18 protein-coding genes and 2 tRNA genes are annotated in these 22514 nt (G+C 41.8%); 5 read left to right on the top strand and 15 right to left on the bottom strand.

Going from position 1 to position 22514, the window contains the following annotated elements:
• Positions 1–11: 11 nt before the first annotated feature.
• The 10 genes from ruvB to AC57BQ_RS03735 all read right to left on the bottom strand — a co-directional run bounded on the left by ruvB (position 12) and on the right by AC57BQ_RS03735 (position 8924).
• The gene (gene ruvB / locus AC57BQ_RS03690; RefSeq protein WP_496404978.1) at positions 12–1034 is read right to left on the bottom strand and encodes a Holliday junction branch migration DNA helicase RuvB; all 1023 of its coding nucleotides are present in this window, start codon (positions 1032–1034) and stop codon (positions 12–14) included.
• Between the two features lie 180 nt (positions 1035–1214).
• Entirely contained in the window at positions 1215–1946 is a 732-nt protein-coding gene (locus tag AC57BQ_RS03695; protein WP_496404979.1) for a polyprenol monophosphomannose synthase, read from the bottom strand.
• 104 nt (positions 1947–2050) lie between these two features.
• Complete coding sequence (locus tag AC57BQ_RS03700) at positions 2051–3538, bottom strand: POT-type proton-dependent oligopeptide transporter (protein WP_496404980.1); 1488 nt, start codon at positions 3536–3538, stop codon at positions 2051–2053.
• 115 nt (positions 3539–3653) lie between these two features.
• The gene (locus tag AC57BQ_RS03705; protein WP_496404981.1) at positions 3654–4571 is read right to left on the bottom strand and encodes a hypothetical protein; all 918 of its coding nucleotides are present in this window, start codon (positions 4569–4571) and stop codon (positions 3654–3656) included.
• 97 nt (positions 4572–4668) lie between these two features.
• Positions 4669–5847, bottom strand: a complete 1179-nt coding sequence (locus tag AC57BQ_RS03710; protein ID WP_496404982.1) for an acetyl-CoA C-acyltransferase — start codon at positions 5845–5847, stop codon at positions 4669–4671.
• 449 nt (positions 5848–6296) lie between these two features.
• Complete coding sequence (locus AC57BQ_RS03715) at positions 6297–6824, bottom strand: hypothetical protein (RefSeq protein ID WP_496404983.1); 528 nt, start codon at positions 6822–6824, stop codon at positions 6297–6299.
• A 46-nt stretch (positions 6825–6870) separates the two neighbouring features.
• Positions 6871–7356: a hypothetical protein gene (locus tag AC57BQ_RS03720; RefSeq protein WP_496404984.1), complete on the bottom strand. Its 486-nt coding sequence runs from the start codon at positions 7354–7356 to the stop codon at positions 6871–6873.
• Positions 7356–7520, bottom strand: coding sequence for a type II toxin-antitoxin system antitoxin (locus AC57BQ_RS03725; RefSeq protein ID WP_496404985.1), 165 nt, complete (start codon positions 7518–7520; stop codon positions 7356–7358). The genes AC57BQ_RS03720 and AC57BQ_RS03725 overlap by 1 nt, the downstream gene beginning before the upstream one ends.
• A gap of 1 nt (position 7521) precedes the next feature.
• Positions 7522–8064, bottom strand: coding sequence for a hypothetical protein (locus AC57BQ_RS03730; RefSeq protein ID WP_496404986.1), 543 nt, complete (start codon positions 8062–8064; stop codon positions 7522–7524).
• Positions 8064–8924, bottom strand: coding sequence for an SPFH domain-containing protein (locus AC57BQ_RS03735; RefSeq protein WP_496404987.1), 861 nt, complete (start codon positions 8922–8924; stop codon positions 8064–8066). The genes AC57BQ_RS03730 and AC57BQ_RS03735 overlap by 1 nt, the downstream gene beginning before the upstream one ends.
• 225 nt (positions 8925–9149) lie before the next feature.
• Here AC57BQ_RS03735 and AC57BQ_RS03740 point away from each other — a divergent pair, with 225 nt between their 5' ends.
• On the top strand, positions 9150–11219 hold the full coding sequence (locus AC57BQ_RS03740; protein ID WP_496404988.1) for an HD family phosphohydrolase: 2070 nt from the start codon (positions 9150–9152) through the stop codon (positions 11217–11219).
• A gap of 82 nt (positions 11220–11301) precedes the next feature.
• A tRNA-Ser gene (locus tag AC57BQ_RS03745) sits at positions 11302–11388 on the top strand.
• Positions 11389–11540: 152 nt separating this feature from the next.
• Here AC57BQ_RS03745 and AC57BQ_RS03750 read toward each other — a convergent pair.
• Positions 11541–12353 carry a hypothetical protein gene (locus AC57BQ_RS03750; RefSeq protein WP_496404989.1) on the bottom strand — a complete coding sequence of 271 codons (813 nt, stop codon included), beginning with the start codon at positions 12351–12353 and terminating at the stop codon, positions 11541–11543.
• Between the two features lie 213 nt (positions 12354–12566).
• Here AC57BQ_RS03750 and AC57BQ_RS03755 point away from each other — a divergent pair, with 213 nt between their 5' ends.
• From AC57BQ_RS03755 to AC57BQ_RS03765, 3 genes are all read left to right on the top strand, one after another.
• Complete coding sequence (locus AC57BQ_RS03755) at positions 12567–13367, top strand: hypothetical protein (RefSeq protein WP_496404990.1); 801 nt, start codon at positions 12567–12569, stop codon at positions 13365–13367.
• A 241-nt stretch (positions 13368–13608) separates the two neighbouring features.
• The gene (locus tag AC57BQ_RS03760; RefSeq protein WP_496404991.1) at positions 13609–14331 is read left to right on the top strand and encodes a hypothetical protein; all 723 of its coding nucleotides are present in this window, start codon (positions 13609–13611) and stop codon (positions 14329–14331) included.
• 68 nt (positions 14332–14399) lie between these two features.
• Positions 14400–14501 (top strand) — tRNA-Ser (locus AC57BQ_RS03765).
• A gap of 546 nt (positions 14502–15047) precedes the next feature.
• Here AC57BQ_RS03765 and AC57BQ_RS03770 read toward each other — a convergent pair.
• The 4 genes from AC57BQ_RS03770 to AC57BQ_RS03785 all read right to left on the bottom strand — a co-directional run bounded on the left by AC57BQ_RS03770 (position 15048) and on the right by AC57BQ_RS03785 (position 22507).
• Complete coding sequence (locus AC57BQ_RS03770; protein ID WP_496404992.1) at positions 15048–16577, bottom strand: glycoside hydrolase family 32 protein; 1530 nt, start codon at positions 16575–16577, stop codon at positions 15048–15050.
• Positions 16578–16702: 125 nt separating this feature from the next.
• Positions 16703–18409, bottom strand: a complete 1707-nt coding sequence (locus AC57BQ_RS03775) for a RagB/SusD family nutrient uptake outer membrane protein (protein WP_496404993.1) — start codon at positions 18407–18409, stop codon at positions 16703–16705.
• An 18-nt stretch (positions 18410–18427) separates the two neighbouring features.
• Positions 18428–21568 carry a SusC/RagA family TonB-linked outer membrane protein gene (locus tag AC57BQ_RS03780; protein WP_496404994.1) on the bottom strand — a complete coding sequence of 1047 codons (3141 nt, stop codon included), beginning with the start codon at positions 21566–21568 and terminating at the stop codon, positions 18428–18430.
• Between the two features lie 27 nt (positions 21569–21595).
• Complete coding sequence (locus tag AC57BQ_RS03785; protein ID WP_496404995.1) at positions 21596–22507, bottom strand: carbohydrate kinase family protein; 912 nt, start codon at positions 22505–22507, stop codon at positions 21596–21598.
• Positions 22508–22514 lie beyond the last annotated feature (7 nt).

Genomic DNA, 22514 nt, shown 5'->3' on the forward strand with positions numbered 1-22514 from the left:
TTGGTGGTTTACTAAAATAGAGAGGGGTTGCCGCCCAGTTTTATTTTGCCTAAATGTTTATAAGCGCTTTCCGTAGCCTCGCGCCCACGGGCGGTACGCATCAAAAAGCCTTCCTGTATCAAAAAGGGTTCGTATACTTCTTCAATAGTACCTTCGTCTTCACCAACGGCGGTAGCAATGGTTTTTAAACCTACCGGGCCACCTTTGAACTTATCAATAATGGTGATCAGTATCTTATTATCCATCTCATCCAAACCGTGTTCATCTACGTTGAGGGCATTTAGCGCGTATTTAGCTATTTCAGTATCGATGTTACCGTTGCCTTTGATCTGGGCAAAATCGCGTGTACGGCGTAATAACGCGTTGGCTATACGCGGCGTACCACGGCTTCTACGGGCTATTTCGTAAGCGCCTTCATCCGTAATGGGGGTTTTTAATATAGTTGCTGAGCGTAGTACAATAGTTGTAAGCAGCTTGGCATCATAATACTCCAACCGGGAATTAATGCCAAAGCGAGCCCTCAATGGCGCTGTAAGCAGGCCTGAGCGGGTGGTAGCACCTACCAGGGTAAAGGGGTTAAGTGATATTTGCACCGAACGGGCGTTGGGGCCGCTCTCCAGCATAATATCTATCTTAAAATCTTCCATGGCTGAGTATAAGTACTCCTCAACCAGCGGACTTAAGCGATGTATTTCGTCAATAAATAGGATATCTCCGGTTTCCAGGTTGGTAAGCAATCCGGCAAGGTCGCCGGGTTTATCCAGCACCGGACCCGAGGTGATTTTGATACCCACGCTCATCTCATTGGCGATGATGTACGACAGGGTAGTTTTGCCCAATCCTGGGGGGCCATGCAGTAATACGTGGTCAAGGGCTTCGCCACGCTGACGGGCCGCTTGTACAAAAACTTTTAAATTGGCTAATATTTTATGCTGACCGGTAAAATCCTCAAATTGCTGCGGACGCAATACCCGTTCAATATCGCGTTCGGTATTGGTTAATCTTTCTGCTCCGGGGTCAAGATGCTCGTTCATTGCCAACGAAATTAGCTTTTTTATTTCGAAATTCGGATTTCCGATTTCGGAATAAAGGATTTTTTATCGGGATTGTTACAGACCAATTATATATATCAAGCCGGTAAGAATCAGGATTGAAAATTTCCACCTCCAGTCAAAATAAATCCGGAATAGAACCTCTCAATTCCGAAATCAATCTCATCCCTCCGGATACTTCCTGAAAATACTGTTGATTTTCATTTGGATCACACCAAAAAACGCTTCCTTGAATATACCTGTCGACATTTTGGAGGTGCCTGCTGTACGATCGGTAAAGATAATGGGTACCTCAACCAGTTTAAAGCCATGTTTTATAGTAGTATACTTCATCTCGATCTGGAAGGCATATCCCACAAATTTTATCTTATCGAGCCTTACGGTTTCCAACACTTTGCGTTTATAGCACATAAACCCAGCTGTAGAATCGTGTACATCGATACCAGTGATGAACCGCACATATACCGATGCAAAGTAGCTCATCAGCACGCGGCTCATAGGCCAGTTGACCACGTTTACACCACTACTGTATCGTGAACCAATGGCTGCATCGGCGCCATCAATGCAAGCCTGACGAAGTTTAAGCAGATCATCGGGGTTATGTGAAAAATCGGCATCCATTTCAAAAATATAGTCGTACTGGCGTGCAATAGACCACTTAAAGCCATGTATGTAAGCTGTCCCCAAACCCTGCTTACCCGCACGCTCTTCAATAAAAAGGCGTTCGGGATATACGTTCATCAGATTTTTTACAATGATGTTTGTGCCATCGGGCGACCCATCATCAATGATGAGTAAATGAAAATCATGAGGTAAGGAAAACACTTTGCGGATCATCCGCTCAATATTTTCCTTTTCATTATAGGTTGGTATTATAACTATGCTATCCGGCACTTAAAAAATATCAGGTAAACAAAGAGCAAAAATAATTGATTTAAACCCGGTTTTAAAAATTAAAAGCAGTTAAATAATGTTAACTGCTTTTAATGAAAAGAGATTTATAAATTATGAGTATCAGCAATAACCTGGTTATCTACGTAAGGATCAGTAATGTAGTTGCGTTCTTTTAACCTTGGAGCAACAAAAAGAAATATCAGTATAAATATGCAAATAAAAATAACAAAGAACCACTCATAGTTTGCACCTTTAAGCATACGTGCCCACCAGCCGCCGTCTTCTATTAAGCCATTAACAAGCGCGGTAATAAGATTACCGAACGATACAACCAGGAACCAGATACCGGTCATGGTACTTTTCATTGATTTTGGTGAGTGTGTATAAGCGTATTCCAGGCCGGTGATAGATACGAGCACTTCGGCCGCTGAAAGTATCATAAACGCAAACACCTGCCACCAGATGGAGGGTGAACCGCCATGATCCAGGCTGGTGTGTATGATGCCGATTACCACGAATGATAAAGCTGTTAAAATCAGGCCGGTGCCAAGTCTTCGCAGCGGGGTTGTTTTTAGGCCAATTTTGTCAAGCCATGGATATACTACATAGTTGAAAAATGGAATGAATAGAAGAAGGAACACTGTATTAACAGTTGATAACTGACCAGGCAGCACCGTGAACGAGGTAAAACCCAGGTTAATTACACGATCCATCCTTTCGGCATATAGGGTCCACTCAGACAAACATTGATCCCAAACAGCCCAAAATGCCAGTGCGAAAAAGAATACCGACATAACCCGGTATACTGCTTTCACACCTTCAACGCGTTCGGGGTTATACGGGCCTTTGGCAACATCAAGCATTGATTGCCCAGGTTTGCGTTCACCTAAATGAGTTAGTGCATACCAGGTTATAAATACCAGGTTATTGCGATTAACGCCTTGTGGGGGAACTTTTACGTATTTTTTACGGCCCGAAAAAAATATGATGGTAGCCAGCGCCATCAGTAAACCGGGGATACCAAAAGCCCATCTGGGGCCAAAGTGCTCATAAGTCCATGGAATAGCAACGGTTGAAATCATAGAGCCGGCATTGATACTGAAATAGAACCAGCCGTAAACTTTCGAAAGTAGATCCTGGTTGGTAGCATCAAACTGATCGCCCACGTTAGCAGATACACATGATTTAATGCCGCCGGCACCAATTGCAACCACAAGTAAGCCTAGTTCAAAACCACTAAGGCCACCATCGAACATGGCTAACATTAAATGCCCCAAACAGTAAATCATCGATACATATAAAATGAGTTTGTATTTACCTGTAAACCAGTCTGCTATCATGCCGCCTACAAATGGTAAAGCATAGGCCACCATCACAAATAAGTGGTGTAGCTTATTGGCTTTGGCGTTGGCAACATCTGTTAACGCAACAACATGGTTGGGATTAAAAAACTGGTTTACCAGAAAAAGCGTCAATACAGAACGCATTCCGTAAAAGCTGAAACGTTCCGCGGCTTCGTTGCCGATAATATAAGGAACACTCCTGGGGAATCTGGATTTTGGGGTAGCCGTTGCGGCAGGGTTTTCTTGCATTATTTAATTTTGTTAAAAATAGTATAATTCTTGTTATTCAGGGTCTTATACCAAAGGTGTTACAATTTATGATTTAAATATCTTGATGAATGAATTACTTATAGAGTTAATGTATTTAATTTGAATGTATCAGGCTCTTGTCCTTAGCTGCCTGTTTTTTCGGGTCCACGTATTCTTCATCACTATTGTTAGGGATGTTGCGCATATCCAGATTTTCTACATATACCCAGCGGTCATTTTTTAGCTTATAACCATCGTATGACAGATCGGGGCCAAAGGTCTCGGGCTGGTCTTTCATCTTCTTATCTGGCGGTGCCAGATGGTCAAACACGATCAGATTTTGGTCTGACACGTATCGCAGCAACATAGATACCTGGCGGCTATATTCAAATATTATCCTTTTGCGGGTTTTGCTATTACCATCAAAAACAGGCATCCCGAATGAAGGCCTACCTCCATTATTAAAAGACAGTATCTCCAATACTTTTTTGGTAGATTTTATGGTATTTCCCTTCCAGCCGAGGAGTACATAATAAGGCTTTTGCGCGTACACCGGAATGATCTTGTAATATTGGGCTCCGTACCATTTGCGACTATCGGTCACCGAATCTTCGGGGTTTTTGAGTAGGGGCGAATAATCTTCGAGCGGGAACATTTTAAGCGGGCCACCGCTATTGAGCTGAATGGTGCCATAAAAGCGATAACTGCCATCCTGGTTCATCACGTGCCAGCTCATGATTCGGAAACGGTTATCGGGCGAATTCAAGATGCTGATACTTTTAACCGAATCAAATGGAAAAAGAAACGAATTGTTAATTTTTAGGGCGCTTACCAGTGTTTTAATAAATTGGTAATTAGCGTTTTTACGCTCCAGGTCGTTTTCATCATTCACCATTTTTTTACCCAGCGAGGCAAGGCTGTCCTGGTAAATATTTAATTGTTTTATACGTGAACTCTCATCTAAGTGCTGACCAAAAGTCTGGCTGCAAATAAACAGGGAGGTTACGAACAGAAACAAGCGCTTGGCTACCATACCGGGTATTTAAAAATTAACATGATGTTGCCGCTAAATTAAATAATTTATCATAATAGCTGTTGTAACTTATAGTTGAACAGCCGGTTTGTTTAATTTAACGTAAATTTTCAATAACCATTGCGCTGGCGCCACCGCCGCCATTACAAATTCCGGCAGCGCCGTATTTGCCTTTATTTTGCTGTAAAACAGAGAGTAAGGTAACAATGATGCGCGCACCCGAAGCACCCAACGGGTGACCGAGCGAAACAGCGCCTCCATTAACATTAACCTTAGCCGGATCGAGCTTTAAAAGCTGGTTGTTGGCAATAGCTACTACAGAGAATGCTTCGTTGATCTCAAAAAAGTCGATCTGATCTGCTGATAAGCCTGCCCGGTGTAAAGCCAGCGGGATAGCTTTGGATGGGGCAGTGGTAAACCACTCCGGGGCTTGTTGTGCATCGGCATAGGCTATTATTTTGGCCAATGGCTTAATACCCAGCTCGTCTGCTTTTTCTTTGCTCATCAATACCAGTGCCGCTGCGCCATCATTTAGGGTAGATGCGTTGGCGGCTGTTACAGTGCCATCCTTTTTGAATACGGGTTTTAGTGTAGGTATTTTTTCAAACTTTACCGCTTTGGGCTCTTCGTCCTCGGCAAATAAAGTGGTATCACCTTTTTTATCTTTAAGTTCTACAGGGGTTATCTCATCGTTGAATTTACCTGCAGCCTGAGCTTTTTGGGCCCGGTTGTAGGATTCAATAGCAAAGGCATCTTGCTCCTCGCGACTGATATTACAATCAGTAGCGCACAACTCGGCTGCAGAACCCATGTGATAGTCGTTATAAACGTCCCAGAGGCCATCTTTTACCAGTCCGTCGGTAATCTGGCCATTGCCCAGGCGGTAGCCATTACGGGCTTTATCCAGGTAATAGGGCACATTGCTCATGCTTTCCATACCGCCGGCTACTACAATATCATTTTGACCTATGGCGATACTTTGGGCAGCCAGCATAATGGCTTTCATGCCCGAAGCGCATACTTTATTTACGGTAGTGGCAGGTAGATAGGGCAGACCGGCAAATATAGCCGCCTGGGTAGCAGGTGCCTGGCCTAAATTGGCCGACATTACATTGCCCATATATACTTCTTGTATCTGCTCGGGTTTGAGGCCCGATTTTTCGATTGCTGATTTGATGGCTAAAGCCCCCAGTTGCGTGGCGCCTAAGGCAGCTAAACTACCCCCAAAGCTGCCGATAGGTGTGCGTGTGGCAGCCACTATTACTACTTCTTTCATGTGTCCCTCATTAAATTGGTGTGGCAAATTTAGTTATTTTGATGAAAGGAAAAAGCTATGCATGCATAATAATTACAATTGATCCAGATGGGGGTTTTTTCGGCACAGACCATTTGGTCGGTCGGTGGTCAAGGAGGCATTTTTGATTCGCTTCCTACCCTGAAAAACTTTTTAAACCTTTAATTTTAACACTTTTCTGCTCAAAAAACGATGAAAATCGATCAAAAACTGCTTGAAAAACCCTCATTTTAACACTTTTTAACAAATTTTAACACGGTTTTGAGCAGTTTTTGAAACTTTAAAAAGTATTAAATTATTGATATTCAAATAATTGAATTATAAATGGCCTGTTTTTGGCCTTGTTTTATCCTTAACAAAACAGCCCGGATCATCTATTATTAGAAGATCCGGGCTGCTGTATATACAAAGATACGGAATATTTGCCGCAGTTAATAAATATTGCTTCGGCTGCCCCGGCTTTGTAAGATTATAATATGCTCAGCAAGAAAACATAATAAGGGTATCATGTCTTCGGGGATGTCTTTCCTGATGACGGTAATGGTATCTGTTAAGGAGAATGCCGGACTTTTTATATGCATTAAACTGCCCAATTTGGCCGAGATCCATTCATATTCATGTGAAAATAAGGATACGTCTGAAAATGTAGCCTTAAATCCGTTTACCATGATTAAGGTTGGAGGATCTGATAACCGACCATAATGCTTGGTGGCATGGCCTAACAGATTGGCATTATCGTCATATATCAGGATCTCTCTTTTGCCGAAAGGCTCAAAATCATAATCGAATTTCCAGCTTTTGCCAGCGGAATAGGCAAGTCCTGTTTCCCTTCCTAAGCCATCATAAACGAGTTTGCCGAAGTTATTGGTGTGGTCCGTTAAAAGATATTCGCCATCAAACAAGCTCTGTTTAATTAAATACAAAGTATTTGTGGCAGGGCTTATTTCCTGGTATTCCATTATTCCTTTTTCTTCTTCGTGGTTTTTTTGCGGGTGGGTTAAATGGTTAATAAACCTGGTTGCGATTAAAAATGGTTTTAACACCTGCCAGGATAAGCACGTTTAAATGTGGTATCTCTGAAACCGAACTGATAAAGGTGATCACTATTTGTGAGCTGTCATTACCTGAAATTCTTATTAGCTCATTATGATGTTCATCAAGCCAGTGATATTCTGAACTAAATAATGAAGTAATGTTGAAACTGGCTTTGAACCCGCTATTTAGTTTTAAACTGACTTTATTATTTGTTTCGTAATAACCAATTATTTTCCCTTCGGGAGTTTTGATAGTAAGATCGCCTATGGTGGAATTTAATACCAGGATAGTTTCATCTTTTGTTTCTAAATGTGTTTTGGCAATAAATGAATTGTCATCATACATTCGGCCATAGGAGTTCACATTATCAGTCAGGTCATAATCCGAACTTATTCTGCCGCGATTTAACAGCCAAAGTTTTCTGCCTGCTAATTGGTTAATTTCCTGGTATTCCATTATTCCTTTTTCTTCTTGGCGGTTTTTTTGCGGGCAAGCAAGGCCTGTTGCAGCAGATATTCGACCTGGCCGTTAGTGCTCCTGAATTCCTCGGCGGCCCAGGTCTCTATCTCCTTCAATACATCCGGATTAACGCGTAATATAAATGCCTTTTTTTCTGCCATATCAACCTCCCACTCCTGCAGATGCCGCGGCCTTCTTCTGGTTTTGCAGAACCAGGTTTATACCCAGTAAAGCCAATAAAGACGGGTTGGGTATGTTTTTTAATGCATCCGGCTCCAGGAAAACTTTAAAAGGTGTTTTTAACTTCCATGATTCTTGTTTGATGTTCAGCAGATCGCCATACTGCGTATTGATTAAACTAAAGGTGCGTGTAAAGACCTTCTTATTTAAATATACCGCCTCAAATCCGTCGTTCAAGCTCAGCATCGTTTTACGCGACCATATTTCGGGTGTGATGGTGCCTATCTGCATCCCATCTGTATCATTGATCAGTAATATCCTGCTAAATATGCCTTTGCTTTTGATGATCCAGGTTTTTTGTGCCGATTCTAAAATGGCCCCGACTTTCCACAGTCCATCGTAGCTCAATTTGCCATAGCAAAACTGGCCATCGGTTAATTCAAACCAGGGGCGCCAAAAGCCATGCCGTATTACTAACAGTTCGTTGGTGCGCAGTTGGTCAAAACTCCTGTACTGATCCATCATTAATGATATAAAGTTCCGGTATTTACTACGGGGTTCACGCTGCGGTCGCCGCATAATACTACCAATAAGTTACTTACCATGGCAGCTTTGCGTTCTTCGTCCAGCTCCACAATGTTTTTTTCGGATAGTTTGTTCAGCGCCATTTCAACCATGCCTACGGCGCCTTCCACAATGAGGCGGCGGGCAGCTATAATGGCTGTTGCCTGCTGTACCTGTAACATGGAATGTGCAATTTCGGGCGCATAGGCCAGGTGAGATATACGGGCTTCCAGTACTTCTATACCAGCACGTGCCAGTCTTTCATTCAACTCTTTTTCTAACAGCAGGCTTACCTGCTCGGCACCACCACGCAGGGTGATGTTGGCTGTTTCATCCTCCAGGTTGTCATAAGGGAAGGAGTTGGCCAGGTGGCGAACCGCGGCCTCACTCTGGATATTTACATATTGGATATAGTTTTCAACTGCGAATACGGCAGCGGCAGTATCCTTGATCTGCCATACAATAACAGCCGCAATTTCAATCGGGTTGCCAATGCTGTCGTTCACTTTAAGCTGCTGTCCGTTGAGGTTAAAAGCCCGTAATGATACTTTCTTTTTATTGGTGAAGGGATTAACCCAAAAAAAGCCGTCTTTTTTTACACTACCGGTATACTGGCCAAAAAGTGTAAGCACTTTTGATTCGTTGGGATTGACAACGATCATACCCGGAAGTACAAAAATAAAGCCGAACACCAGGAGTATCGATCCTAAAAAAAATCCCATGTCGGAAGAAAAGAGAATAGCGGCAATAACTAATAATACCAGGAAAAAAGCCAGTGCGGTGAAGCCTGATGGCGGGTTGATAGTTTTTTCGGTTTGCATGATAAGATGATTTTAAAATGATATCATAAAGATATCAAATTTAAATTGACAAATGCAAATAATTAGTATCAAGTAGCTAGTATCAAGAAATAGTTGCCAGGGTTGTTAGCGACTTTATATAAACTCTTTTTTATTCGGTATTTCCAAGTCGTGATACTTGATACTAGCTACTTGATACTAACTATAACAGAAACTTATATTATTTTTGAGCGGTTAATTAAATAAATGGCAAAACTATCCACTTCGCGCCAAAAGGCTTTATTGCGTAAATACTCGCGCAACGTTAAGTTTTTAATGATGTTGCTGAGCATTGGCCTCATTGTGTTTTTTTTACCCAAGCAGGCAAAATTTGGCTATGAATATGAAAAAGGCCGTATCTGGAACCAGAAAGACCTGGTATCGCCTTATAACTTCGCCATCCTGAAAACTTCCCAGGAAAACAAGAACGACCAAAAATCGGCCAAGGAAAGTATCACCCCCATTTATCAACTGGATGCTGCGGTGGCCAACCAGCAGCTGGAAGGTTTTAAAAGCGATATCGAGATCAAATGGCATAATGCAGGCATCAACGACAAGCTTAAACCCAAATATATTTCAACCGGTACCGATCTGCTGCAGGAAATATATGAAACCGGTATTTTAAAGCTGAACCCCCAGTACCAGGTAAATTCAGAAAACTATCCCATTACCGTTTTAGACAAAAACGTGGCTACGGCCAAAAATACCAACGAACTGTTTACCAAAGAAAAGGCCCTGGCTTATTGCGACAAGATCCTGGGCAAACATACCGACCTGGATAAGGCTTTTTTGCTGGATATGCTGCAAAACCGACTGCAAACCAACTTAAGCTATGATAATAACCTTACCTCGCGGCTCATCAATGAGGCTATCGAGGGCTTGTCAATCACCCGGGGGATGGTGCAGAAAGGGGAGGTGATCGTTTATAAAGGTTCGGTTATTAATGATGACGTTTATCAAAAGCTGGAATCATACAAACAGGCTTTTGAGGATAATGCCCGTACCAACGGTAACCGCAAGCTGGTGCTGCTGGGGCAGTTTTTCCTGGTAGGCATAGCCATATCATTACTGATGATATTCCTGCACCTTTTCCGTAAGGATATTTATGCCGATAACCGCCTGGTAAGTTTAATATTACTGGTCATGACGGCTATGCTGGCTACTTTATCGCTGGCTATTAAACTACAGTTCCCTACCAACCTGTATTATATACCGTATTGTATTGTGCCTATCATTATCCGTATTTTGTTTGATACGCGTTTAGCGCTTAACATACATTTACTGGTTGTGCTCATCGCCGGCTTTTTTGTACCCAACAGCTTTGAGTTTACTTATTATGAGATCACGGCGGGGATGGTATCTATCTATAGCATCAAAAACCTCATCAGGCGCGAGCAGTTCCTGATCTCGGCGGTCATTATCATCTTTACTTATTTTGTAGCCTTTTTAGGGATCACCTTTATCCGTGAGGGTACTTTCCTGGATATCGACTGGATGGATTTTCTGCCTTTTGTGGTGAGTGTGCTGCTTACCCTGCTGGCTTATCCGCTCATTTATATTTTTGAAAAGATATTTGCCATCACATCGGATATTACGCTCATTGAGCTCACCAATACCAATGCGCCTTTGCTGCGTGAGCTGGCTTTTAATGCTCCGGGTACATTCCAGCACTCGTTGCAGGTGGCAAACCTTGCTGAGAACGCTATTTACACCATTGGCGGTAATGCTTTGCTGGTAAGGGCAGGGGCGCTGTATCATGATATCGGTAAAATGGAAAACCCGCTGTTTTTTATTGAAAACCAAAGTTCGGGCTTTAATCCGCATGATAAGCTGCCTTATGAAGAGAGTGCCCAGATCATCATCAGGCACGTAAGCAAGGGTATTGAAATGGCGCGTAAAGCCAACCTGCCCGAAGTGATCATTGATTTTATACGTACCCACCATGGTAATACCCGGGTGGATTATTTTTACCAGTCGTCACTGAAGAATTTCCCGGAAAAATTCATCAATGAGAACATTTTCAGGTACCCGGGACCCATCCCTTTCACCAAAGAAGCTGGTGTTTTGATGCTGGCCGACTCGGTTGAGGCCGCTTCGCGCTCCTTAAAAGAGCCCGACGAAGAGTCGATCAGTATTTTGGTCGACCGGATAGTGAAATACAAGCTTGATCAGAACCAACTGAAAGACAGTAATATAACTTTAAAAGATATCGAAACCATCAAAACTATTTTTAAGCGGATGCTGATGAGTATTTATCATGTGCGAATAGATTATTAAAAATCGAACTTTTTTTTTGACGGGAAACTTGAATTACTATATTTGCAATCCCGAAAAACGGGGAACATATTGAAAAGAACACGGTGAGGTGCCTGAGAGGCCGAAAGGATCAGTTTGCTAAACTGACGTACGGGAAACTGTACCGAGGGTTCGAATCCCTCCCTCACCGCTGAATAGGAAAAAGTCCCGACAATTAATTGTCGGGACTTTTTTCTTTGGGGATGGTTGGTGATGATAACGGGCATGGGCTGAATTAGCTTAATATTGGTAAAGGTTTTGAATTTATATCTTAATAAATCTAAATATTCCGATTTGTGATGATTATATTGTTGTTGTGTCCGACTTTCTTATCGCAACTGTTCGTTCAGGCTGATGAGTCAATTCATCTTGTATTTCTTCTTTTTCTCTTTTTAGGTTCTCCATAATATCCACTCTTCGCTTGAAAACTTCCTTTTCAGTGATTTCATTTTTAATAATGGCATCCAATATTTTAATCTTTTCGTCAATGATTTGCAGTATAATATACTTTTCAAAAGCAAGTACATCGTTTTCAGAGTTATCAGACGGTGCAAACATCTTGTAAACAGGCTTTGGTAAAGAATCTTTGTATGCCTTCCATTTATGAAAAGCAGCGGAATATATATCCTTGAATTTTTCAAGGGTTTTGGTGTCAACATACCTGTGCATTTCATCGGTAAATCCATGACTATACTCAGTTTTAAGTATAAGAAGCGTGCCCAAAACCCTAATAAAAAGCTCTTTAAAGCTATGATTTAGATTATCTTCTTCATCTTCAATGGGGTTCGGTAGCTGGGTTTTTAAGAAATTAGTACATTCTTTTGCCGTTTTGCTTAAATCAACAAATGAATTACAATCAGGATTATGAATAAACTGATTTCTGATCTCCATGAATTTAACCATGGCTTTATAATCCTCGGGTTTTAAATCATCAATATCCGAGAGCAAATCGATTTTGCTTTTGAAAGACAGACTGCTTGATTTATTGTCCAGAGTTTTCGAAGATGGTTTAATAGTCCTTAAAAGCATCTTCAATGCGCCTGATGCGGCTTCTTCACATCTAATTGAACAGATTAAGATAGTACTCCGTAAATCTTTATTATAATCCTTTGCCATAGCATCTAGATTTCAATTATATACAGCTAACTTACGGAATATTCAAATCATTAGAAACGCCTCACTCATTTTGACAATAAAGTTTTCCCTGCTAAACTCTGCCAAATTATTCTTTCAGCCTCTCAAAGTTTCTTGAAAGAGACCTTGAGGGAGATGAACTGGTCTTTTGAGATTATATAATAAAAGATATACCTTCGGTTAAAACCTAAAATTATGACAGCTGAATTTTTTGAAGAGTATTCATTGTTTAGAAAACTTAATATTGATGTACCTGCTACTCTCAATCTTGTTTCTAAACCACCTATCCATATGTCTTGTTTAAAATGTAAAAGAGAACAGACATTTAATGTGACAAATGAGTTTTGGGAAGGAAATCACTATATGAATGTGCCATCCGGATCTACTAAAATTAGATTTGTATATGAATGTCAGGCTTGCAGGTCATTTGAAAGAGTATTTTATGTTTTTATTGACGAAAATTGTAAATTCATTTACAAAGTTGGTCAATATCCCGAATGGGAAATCAAGATTGATAAACAGATTGAAAGAGCACTTGGTGACCATGCTACTAATTTCAGAAAGGGACTTGTTTGCGAATCTCAATCATATGGTATTGGTGCGTTTGCATATTATAGGCGAATAATCGAAGGCATAATTGATGAATTACTAAATTCAATCGTTGATATCATACCGCCTGAAGATTTGGAAAAATATTCAAACGCATTGGAACGTACCAGAAAAACTCGCGTAACCCAGGATAAGATTGAAATTATTAAAGATCTTATACCATCTATTCTGAAACCAAGTGGTATAAATCCATTAGGTGTATTGCACAGTGAGCTAAGCGAGGGAATCCATGTTTTGTCTGATCAAGATTGTCTGGAAAAAGCACATCATATTAAATCCATTTTGACGTTTTTATTAAATCAAATTATTGCAACTAAAAACACGGCTTCTGCATTTTCAGATAGCATGAAAAAACTGCTTGAAAAAAAATCGAATATCTCAAAATAAAAATCTTCCGTCATTCTGCGTGCCGCGTGTAACCCTAACGTGTATTAAATAATTAATTGACGAAAGCACACGCGGCACGTGTGCGCCAGCTGAGGGTTGAAATAAATTTAGCGTGATTCGTTGGGTTTTAAGAAATCACACTATCGGATGCTTGCGCCAGCTGTGGCACAGATTTATTATCAAAGTAATACGCTTTTTACAAATAATATTTAAATTCATGATAAAATCTAAACCTCTTATCATGAAAAAACTACTGGCTATTATGCTGCTGTTTCCATTTGTATGCAAAAGCACCATGGTGAACGCACAAAGTAAAAAACTTACAAAGGCTTACAATGTGGCAACAAAACTTGCCATGATTGCCGACAGCACCCAAAACATCGATACATTGATGACGTTAACATCAGCTAATCCGGTGTTGAAGTGGAAAATAATTAATGGAAAAAATTACGTATTGATGGCTACGTTTACCGGCGATCTCCAAGGATATCCGGTGGGAGATTCAACCAGGACAACAAACGAGGTCTGGCTGTTTATTCCCGGCCAAATGCAGTACCGGCTACGGAGTAAAATGACTTCTAAAACCGATACTATTCTTAAATTAAATGAAATGCTGGGCTTGCCGCCTGTATCGGGGGATACCCATATAGCACAATTTTGGGTGCAGGTCGACAATGTTTTCCGGCCTGCAGGAAGTCCCGATGTCACCGTACCAAAAGCTTCGGGTACATTATCATTAAATGCAAGTCCGGAATATAAGCTTTGGTTTAATAACTATATCATCACATCCTATTTCCAACCGCTCACCAGTACTGAGGTGTATTATCCATGGACACGAATGGGTTATACTTACAATTGGGCGCCTGGCGCAAACCGGGTTGGTGTGAGTGAGTTTGTGTTGAATCCTTATTCAGGGATATGGGTGGAAGCCGTTATTAAAGCCAGCGATTATTTTAAGAATTAGTGTTGAAAAGCATAAAAATTTTGCGATGTAACTTTAAGCTGGCGCACGCGTGCCGTGTGCTTTCACCGGGTTCTGAGTAGGTTTACATATAACCCCCGCTACAGCAAGGATCAGTTTGCTAAACTGACGTACGGGAAACTGTACCGAGGGTTCGAATCCCTTCCTCACCGCTGATCATATCATCAGAAACAAACAAAAGCCTGTAAATGAATAGTTTACAGGCTTTTGTTTGTTGCCAACTTTCCCAAAGTTACCTAAAATGCCCAAAAGTTTGTGGCAAAATCGGGGCAAAAATTATTTTATAAAACTGCCACGAATTGTTATATAACTCATTGATTATCAGGTTTTACATGGCTTAGAGTCTTGATTCTCCGTAGCTGTATTTCGACATTTATTCATATTTAATCGTAGTAACTATGTTGGAAAAAGCTTTAGTTTACTGTATTTGCTGGTATGGTGAGCCGGGCTGTAATCCGGCTTGTAACAAAAAATATTCAGTTGACTTTTATGATATTTAAAGCCAGCCAGCTAAAAAAATCAAGACTCTCCGTAGCCATGCGGTTGCCACACCGCATTTTTGTATAGGGTTACGATTCATTTCCATGAAGTGAATAGGCTAAAACAAAACCTGATCAATACTGAAAAGCGGTCGTTTATCCATCCAGATCATCTGAAACATCTTTTGAACGATCAAACAGCAAGCGTTCAAGGCTGGTTTATTTCCAGATAGAACGCAACCCGGTCATACTGAGGTTATCAATAGTTAGTTTGCCTGATGCCGTAAGGGCAAGGTTATTAAGATCAGCACTCGGGAAATAAACGGCCGTCATGGCCGTTAAACCACCGTCGGCAAATAGCTCAACCGATGTTTTATCAACTACGATGGTGATATTTGAGTTTTTAGTGGTAGTTAAACGTGGGGCTGTAAAACGGCCGGCAAAATCCTTTTGAAAGTCAGTTTTCCCTGCTTTTGTACGGTCAATAAAATATTGATCTTTTCCTGCATCATAGCCTATCAGCAATTCCTCTCCATTTTTATTTGACAGCTTAATACTATAATCCTGTAGCTGCTTTAAACGGAACTTTAAAACATACTGACTTTTAAAACTACTGATCCTTGAAGAAAGGTCAATGGTTTTATTTATCTGTAATTGCTTTAAAGCAATTGTTTTGGTGTAGCTGTTTTTCAGTTCTGCTACCGGTTTGGATGCCAGTAAAATTTGACCCTTGCTTTCTTGCAGTTCAAGCTCACGCGGTATTGTCATGGCATTTCGCCAGGCCTGGGTGGGTACCTGGTTGGCATATTGCCAGTTACTCATCCAACCTAAGAATATTTTGCGGCTACCCGTATTGCTCCAGGTTATGCCGGCGTATTCATCGGGACCGTAATCAAGCCATCTGGTGTTGGAATCAATGGGTATGAATTTATTTCCATCAAAACTACCGGCAAAATATTGCGTAGCCGAGCCGCCGTTGGGGCCTCCGGGGTTAAGGTTTACCACCAATATCCAGTAAGTTTTACCGTTCAGCTTTAAAGGAAACAGGTCTGGGCACTCCCAAACGCCGCCATGTGCCCCCGCTCTTAAACCAAATTCACTTTCCTTTTTCCAGTTTTTTAAATCAGGTGCCGAGTAAAAAGTGATGCGATCTTTAGTAGCTAGGGTCATTATCCATTTTTTCTGTTTGGCATACCACATTACTTTAGGGTCACGAAAATCCCTGATGCCCGGATTTTTAAGGACCGGGTTGCCGCTGTATTTGGTCCAGGTAGTACCATTATCTAAACTGTAGGCAATGCTTTGGTTCTGAAAAACTTCAGTGCCTGCTTTTTCTCCTTTCGGATCATGGTGGGTAAATATGGCAACCATCGGGATCTTCCCTTTTTTACCAAAGCCCGATGTATTGTTGGAATCGACAACAGCACTGCCCGAAAATATATAACCCAGGCTATCCGGGTATAAAGCTATCGGCAACTCTGTCCAATGCATCAGGTCCTTACTTATAGCATGCCCCCAGTGCATAGGCCCCCAAACAATATCCTTGGGATAATACTGAAAAAACAAATGGTAGGTATGGTTAAAATAAACCATACCATTGGGGTCATTTATCCAATGCGCTTTTGGCGAGAAATGTACCTGCGGGCGGTATTGCTCTGTGTACGTTTTTTTTTGTAAATCCTGAGCTCTGCAAACACCAATTACGGTGATAAAGGCTATCAGCATCAACATGCCGCATTTTGTTTTCATAATTTAAGTTTTTAATAAAATATATTATTGGGCAGAGATATTCAAAAACAGTAAATAAATATTTCATAAATAAGGGAACCCCGGTTTACTTTACCAAACCAGGGCCCTTTATTTTTGTTGACAAATTAATACCCTGGGTTTTGTTTATATAAACCATTGGTAAATGTTATTTCAGATTGTGGAATGGGCAGATATTCGTCTCTGCCGGCGGTAAATTTGGCTGTTGCTAAAAATGTTCTTCTCACCTTTTCAACATTGATATAGTCGTTTAAGGTTTTTTCGGCAATTCCCCATCGTACTAAATCAAAGAAACGCGCACCTTCTGTTGCGAACTCTAATCGCCTTTCCCATTGTAACGCTTTAAGTGCATAGTCCTGAGTCCAGTTTGCCAGAGTATAGGGCTTTATATTATAAGATGATGGAAAAGTGCCATCTATCTTTTTCAATCGCCCGGTACTTGCTGCTGCACGGTTTCTTATCTGGTTAATTAAGGGTAAAGCGTTTGCCTGCTGGCCCAGCTCAATATAGGCTTCGGCCTGCATGAGCAACACATCATCGTACCTGATGATATCATAATTTTTAGCCGAGCCCATGAACGGACCAAGCTTAAAATAGGATGAGCTTGTAGCCAATTGCTGATTGCGCATGGTATGGAAATTTCCGTAAACCCCCGGATCACGTACCCAGCTGTTGCTGAATGGCTTTGTGTTGTCGTATTTATACGGATGCCCGTCTATTCCAACGGTATGGTCTAATCTGGGGTCAACCGTTACTTTTGTTAAATCGGCAATGCTGTTGTTAAATGAATCAAAGTTGGGCAATCCATTCACATCAGTGGTGTGTGCGTTCACCAAGTTCTGGCTTGCGGCATGAAAACCGCAGCAGCCATATTGCGGCGCGCCGTGGGGGTAATTTAACCCATCTTCAAAATTCAAACGCCCGGAGGTAGTGCCGTCATTAATAGTAAACTGTATCGCGAATACAGATTCCGGCCCGTTCTCAGTTTCTGGTAAAAAGTCATCGGCAATATCTGCACTTAATGAATATTTTCCAGAGGAAATAACCGCCTGGGTAAGCGTAACCACTTCTTGTAGCCTTGTTTTGTTGATATTGATTACATGGTGTTTATCGTCCTGCTCGTAGGCCTGGTACAACCTTAATTTAGCCAAATATGCCTGGGCATTTAATTTATTGGCCCTGGCCAACTCTGGTTGGGTAGCTGGCAAGTTATCAATGGCGTATTGAAAGTCGGTCGCAATTTTATTCCAGGAATCCTCATTTGATAAGGTGTTTGAAACTTTCAGGATATCATCCGTTGTTGCGTTTTCGTCAAAAATGGGGATGTTTTTATATAATAGTTTCATGGTGAAATAACTATGGGCGCGTAAGAATTTCAATTCGGCCAAACGTATTTTCTTATTAGGGTAATCGGCCTCGGAGAGTGAATTCACTGCCTTTAGCGCCACATTTGCCCTGGAGATAGACTTGAACAGGTTTTTCCAGGTACGTGAAACAAACGAGTCCATTGATGGGGTTACCAGGTTGTAATGCTCCAAAGCATCAACCTCACCCACATCGCTGGTACCGCCGCCGCCTTTGTAGGCATCATCTGAACGAACGCTACCATATGCCCAGTCGCTGTAAATTGGCCCTATCATATCGCCGTTACCAATAGCTGCGTAGGCTGCTGTTACCAAACCCTCAATTGCGGCAGGCGTTTTTAAATCTGATGAAGACAATACGCCTTTGGGTGTATAGTCTAACGCTTTTTTACAGGAGCTGAGGATAATCAGTCCGGATAAAACAGCTGTAAATAATATTTTTGCTTTCATACTGAATAGTTTTTGTCGTTAAAATGATGCGTTGATACCAAAACTGAACACTTTCGGAATTGGAACCGGGCCAAGGTCAATCCTTTCAGGATCGGGGCTTAAATAGTTTTTACTTTTCAACGTAAATACGTTTTCGGCCATCGCGAATACCCGCAGCTTTGTAAATACCGCCTTAGGTACAATAGTGTATCCAACTTGGACGTTGCGCAATTTGAAGTAAGAGGTATTCACAATAAAGTAGTCAGAAGTACGACCTTCATTATTGTTATCTTTTAGCGTTAGTGCCGGCACCTTTGTATCGGTATGCTGCGGTGTCCAGCCGTCAAACACACCCGGGCCTACGTTTTCGCGGCTATGCATCAAATTGTTATACAGGGTATATACATCAAATCCTTTCCTGCCCGCAACACCCGACCCGAATATTGACAGGTCGAATTTTTTATAGGTCAGATCAATTCTTACACCGTACTCTAAGGCAGGCAATGTAGTCCCTATCCAGGTTTGATCGTTGGCATCAATTTTCCCGTCATGATTGATATCAACATAACGGATCCTGCCTGGTCCTGCGCCGATTTGCGTTGGGGCAGCATCTACTTCGGCCTGCGATTGGAAAAGGCCGTTTGTTTTATATCCGAATATGTCAAACTGGGAATGTCCTATTATGGTATTATCTATATTCCCTGGATAAGCCGGCCTAACGTTCTCCGGTAAATCTGTGATCTTGTCTCTAAAGTGAGAAAAGTTTAAAGTTACATTGTAATTAAAATCGCCTGATTGCTGGCCGTGGTAGGTTACTAAAAACTCCCAGCCTTTATTGCTTTTTGAGGCACCGTTAACGGTCTTTGATTGGCCCTCGCCCAATGCCGATGCAACAGGAGGCGTAATCAGGATACCGGTGGTTCTCCGGGTAAAATAGTCAAATGATCCCGAGATCTTATCATGCAGGATGGTAAAATCGAGTCCCGCGTTTATCTCTTCGGTAGATTCCCATTTAAGACCGGGGTTTGCAGCCTGGGTTTGTACAAAGCCCGAGGGTAATGAACCCGTATTGGCGCCAGAAAGCGAGTACGCAGTACCAACATTCATATACTGCTCCCAGAAACCTGGTGTCAATTGATTTTGGGTAGTACCATACCGGGTATCATAAAGCGTGAAGCGCGATTGGTCGCCAATTTCCTGGTTACCAACCCGGCCTACACCAACCCTTAGTTTTAATTCCGAGAAAATGGTATTGTTTTTCATGAAGCCTTCCTGGTCAATTTTCCAACCAAAAGAAGCAGCCGGGAAAATACCATATTGATTATTTGAACCAAACCTTGAAGAGCCGTCACGGCGTACGGTTACCGAGGCCAAATATTTGCTGGCGTAATTATAATCTAACCGTGCAAACTGCGAAAACAAACTGTTCCCGGTTGACCGGCCGGTTACAATGGTATTGCCTGTGCCGGCGTCCAGGGTGAAATAGTCTTCCGTTTGTATGGCGTAGCCTTGTTTAAGGGTAGTTTGAAAATCGGTAAAGGTTTTAATATACTCGGTACCTGCCAATAGCTTGAAATGATTATTGCTATTTAAATCATAATTATACCTCAAAGTGTTTGAAAAAGTAGTGCTCAGGTAATGGTTTTGATCAAAAAACAAGCTGTTTGTTGTACGGGCCAGGGCACCTTCCTGAAAGGTTGGTGTTATGACCTTACTCAGGTAGTCTGCATTATCGGCACCAAAATTCGATTTAAAATACAGATTCTTAATTGGCTGAATTTCTAAAAAAACGTTTCCAAATGTGTTTACCCGGTTGGCATTATTCCATTTGGCCAGATCCTGCATGTGCAATGGATTGTTCCTGTCAGAATAACCTGCACCAGACTCACCGGCGTAAGTAACACCATCTTTTTGATATACAGGTATAGTCGGCGCTAATGTGACTGCCAAAAATGTGGTTGCAGCACCACCCAGATCCGTGGTCGTAAGCGTCTCGTTAGAGTTGGTTATTTTTAAATTTACACCAAACGTGGCTTTGTTATCAAAAGCGCGCACCACACCGTTAATGCTGCCTGTAGTACGGTTATATTTGGTAAACCTAACCAGGCCCGTATTTTTGATGTTGCCAAAGTTTATTTCGAGCGATGCATTCTTGTTACCAATCGATGCGGTGAAATCATTATTATAAACCATGGCTATTTTATACAGCACACTTTGCCAGTCGGTATCACCGGCGGGGGTATTAGGATCGCCGCCCACAAATTGTTTGGGTACCACACTGTTTAAAACCGGGTTGTTATAATTGCCATTCCAGTTAAAGGTGTATATATCGCCGTATCCGGCAGCCGGGTCCTGACCATCATTTACCGAAGCCTGCCATAACGCCTTTCCCCTGTCAGCCGAATTCAGCATTTTAAAACGCAATGATTTTTCGGACTGAACAGATGTGCTGTTATTAAACTGGAACTGAACTTTACCCTGCGTATTGCCGCCATTTTTTGTGGTAACAATGATAACGCCATTTGAAGCCCTTGATCCGTAGATCGACTCGGCAGAGGCATCTTTTAGTACCTGTACCGATGCGATGTTTGAGGGTGACAGATTTTGAAACACTTCGGGCCTGGTGGTGGGTATACCATCAATAACATATAAAGGATTGTTATTGCCCAAAGTGTTGGCTCCCCTGATCAGTATCCTGCTGGTTGACCCATTAGCCGATCCATCTTTTTCGATATACAAACCGGCAACCCTGCCCTGCAAAGCCTGCATGGTATTACCCGAGCTGTTGTTTTTTACCGGGGCTAAATCCACAACGGCTACCGCGCCCGTCAGGTCTTTTTTTCTTTCGGATGTGTAACCGGTTACAACCACCTCATTGAGTGCATTGGCGGCATCTTTAAATACGATGTTAAGTACTTTAGTATCGGCTGCAATAGTTATCACAATAGGCTGAGTACCTACGTAGGAGAACCTGATTGACTGTCCGGTGGCAACGGAAATGCTGAATTTTCCGTTAGCATCTGATAGTACTGATTTTTGGGTTTCAACAACACCTATGGTAACACCATCCATTGGTTTAGATGCGTTATCCAATACAGTCCCGGTGATAATACGGGATTGCGCGTATCCTTCACTTATTAGCAGTATAAGCAAGGAACAAATAAGTAATAGTTTTCTCATTGATTTTAATTTAAGTTTATGGGTTGGTTAAAACATTTTGTTGATAAAGTCCTGGTATTCTTTGATTTTATAATCCGGGCAACCTCCTTTCTTTGTCGCAATAAATGCTCCCATCGCTATTGCATTTTTCAATAAGGTTTGTGGCTGTTCGCCATGATAATGGTTGGCTATAAAGGCGGCTAAAAACGAATCGCCGCTGCCAATTGTGTCTATAACTTTTACCTCGCGGCCGGCTACATGATAGGCCTTATCGCCCTTGTAATATGATGCGCCAAACTCCCCCTTGGTAACAATGATCTCGGGGATGGTAAAATGATCCTGGATAAATTTGATCTGTTCAGATTCCTTCCAGAATGATCCACGGAATAAGCCCTGTACCATTTCGAGTTCGGCCTGGTTAAATTTTACAATGTCAGCTTTATGAAGTAATTCATCCAACAGATCGCGGCTGATGAACGGTGGCCTCAGGTTAATATCAAATACTTTAATGGCATCGCTTTCCAACAGTTCAAACAAGGTGTTACGCGATACACTATTCCTTGATGCAAGGCTGCCATACACCAGGTAGGTTGACGGCTTCAATTGCGTAATGATGTGTTTACTATCGTTAATAAAATCCCATGCTACAGGGAAAACGATCTCGTACGATACTTCGTTGCCATTATTCATTTTGGCAATTACCTGGCTGGTGGGATGTTCAGTATCTGTTTGCAGCAAATGTTTAGGTATTCCCCAGCCATCAAGCAGGTTTTCCAGCTTTTGGCCGCTGGCATCGTTCCCTATTTTGCTTACCAGGCTAGCCGGTACGCCTAATTTATTCAGGTGGTACGAAACGTTTAGCAAAGCGCCGCCTGGCTGCGGGCCATCTGGCAATACATCCCAAAGGATCTCGCCGTAGCAAATGGCCGGGGTTGATATGTTTGTTTGCGGGTTTATCATTATAGTA

It is taken from the genome of Mucilaginibacter sp. BGA-UO-ETr-C110, from assembly GCF_059567985.1.